Origin of the sequence: Synechocystis sp. LEGE 06083, assembly GCF_015207725.1 — a bacterium.
In the GTDB taxonomy this organism is placed as follows: domain Bacteria; phylum Cyanobacteriota; class Cyanobacteriia; order Cyanobacteriales; family Microcystaceae; genus Synechocystis; species Synechocystis salina.
The window spans coordinates 1-1,983 of sequence record NZ_JADEWJ010000410.1; the positions used below are offsets into that span (position 1 = coordinate 1).

The 1,983-nt window shown below is 50.8% G+C and carries 1 protein-coding gene and 1 pseudogene; one reads left to right on the forward strand and one right to left on the reverse strand.

The window, feature by feature from the left end; genetic code table 11:
* A pseudogene (locus IQ219_RS19200) lies at window positions 1–1,678 on the reverse strand (hypothetical protein); the annotation flags it as partial.
* 45 nt (window positions 1,679–1,723) lie between these two features.
* On the opposite strand from IQ219_RS19200, the gene IQ219_RS19205 reads away from it, so the two are divergent.
* On the forward strand, window positions 1,724–1,983 hold a 260-nt coding region (locus IQ219_RS19205), incomplete at its 3' end, for a hypothetical protein (RefSeq protein WP_194073675.1).

A 1,983-nucleotide genomic window follows, 5' to 3' on the forward strand; every position in this document is an offset into this window, starting at 1 on the left:
GCAATTGTCCCTGCAGTTGGTCTAAATCTGGTAAAGAGTCCTGATTCGTCTCCGTTGACGTCAAGCTAGTTTCACTCAGGGCCAGTTGCTTAAATTGAGTCGCCAGGTCGTCCAGGGCATTGCCCACACTAACCAACGGCGGCAAATTTTCTTGGTCTAAATCTTGCCCCATGGCACCGTACAGATCCTTCGCTGTGCCATAAGAGGGAGGCTGAAAACCCCGACCAAAATCTTCCCAGGTGAACAGTTGCAGAGCCGTTAAAACATCTTCAATCCGGCTTTGACGGAAACTAATTTCCCCGCCCCACTGGGGTTGATTGCCTTGGAAATCAGCTTGCCCCTGGATTAAAACCGTACTCTGGCCATGGCGCAAACGACCACTGTCCACCGTTAATTGCCCCTGGCCGTAGCTAAAATTACCAGCCAAATCCTGGGCACTAAAATTGCCCCAACGGGGTTGCTGGATATTAACCCTAGTGGCGATCGCCGTTTTTTCGGCCAGGTCAAGCTGAAAATGCCCCGATAGTTGTCCTCCCCAAGGTTGACTCTGGAGTTTTGCCAAGGAATCGGTTAAAGAATTGTCCCCATTAGACACAAGGGTTAGGGCTAAGGGCAGACTATTTTGTAAAGCGTCCAGAGGCAAAGAACGGGCCGTTAAAGACCACTGGTTAGCCTGTTTTTGCCCTGCTAGTTGCCATGGGCCCCGCTCCCATAACACCGCTGTGGGTTGTTGTGTAGGGTCTAAACTGAGGCGAATTTGTTCTCCTTCCCCATGGAGAGCTAATTGTACGCCTTGCAGATCTTTTTTCACCTCACCGCTTAAAAGGGACGCAAACTTAAACTCCCCTAACTGCAAACGGTGCACCGCCAATTCTCCTTGCCATTGGGGTTGGGGGCCAGAGCCAGTCACCTGCCCCTTAAAATCTAAATTTCCCGACCATGGAGCTGCCTGGGGAGCGGGAATGATTTTGTCTAGGGGTAACCCTGTGGTTTCCACCTGGAGGTCCATGGCTTTTATTCCCGCTTGGAAATTAAAACCAGGTTTAACGTCAGCAATGGCAATTTGGACATTTCCCTGGGCTTGCAAACCCTTGCTACGGAGTTGGCTCAATTTAAGCTGGGAACCCTGCCAGTCAAAGGCCACAGTGACGGGGTCCGATAATAATTGCCACCCCTGGGAGCTAGTCAAATTTCCTTTTAAGTTTTTTAACTGAGCTGTTTCCCCAGTCCATTGCCCCGTTAACTTCAATTTCCCCGCCACCTGCCCCGGTTGGCTGATCCGCAAAGCCTGCCAATCTATGCTCTCCGTGCTCAGTTGGGCGGTGAAGTTTTCCTCCCCCAAAGTAAATTGTTGGATGTCCACCGTTCCCTTGGGAGAGCGCCATTGCCCCGAACCGGCCAAATTCCATTGGTGCATGGGTTGGTCAAGGTGCCCTTTACCAGTCCAGTTGCCAGCTAAAGTTCCTGACCAGGATCCATCCATACCGGGCAAGGTTGCCAAGGCAATATTTTTCGCCGCAAACACCCCTTGCCATTGTTTCCCCTGGAGTTGAAATTGGTCGATCGCCACTGCACCCTGGGGTAAAGTCACTTGCCCTTGGCCCTGTAATTGCAACGGCGACTGATATTGTTGATTTCCCTGGGCCCACACCTGGGCCTGGAGTTTACCCTGCTTCAAACTATCTGGGATTGATGCTGTGTCTAAATTCCCTAGGGATAAATTTTGCAGTTGAAAATGGCCTTGCCATTGCCCCCAGTGTTACCCCTATCAGGGCAAGCTCAAATCACGGGAAAATTATCCGAACCCCGTACTTGGCAAGCCCAGGCCCAAGGCAATTTTGCCCTAGCGGGGGGATTAGTTAAAACCGAAGACTTTGTTTACCAAGGGGGGCAATGGCAAGGCCATTTTCAACTGCAAAATTTATCCCTAGGGAATTTAGACACAGCATCAATCCCAGATAGTTTGAAGCAGGGTAAACTCCA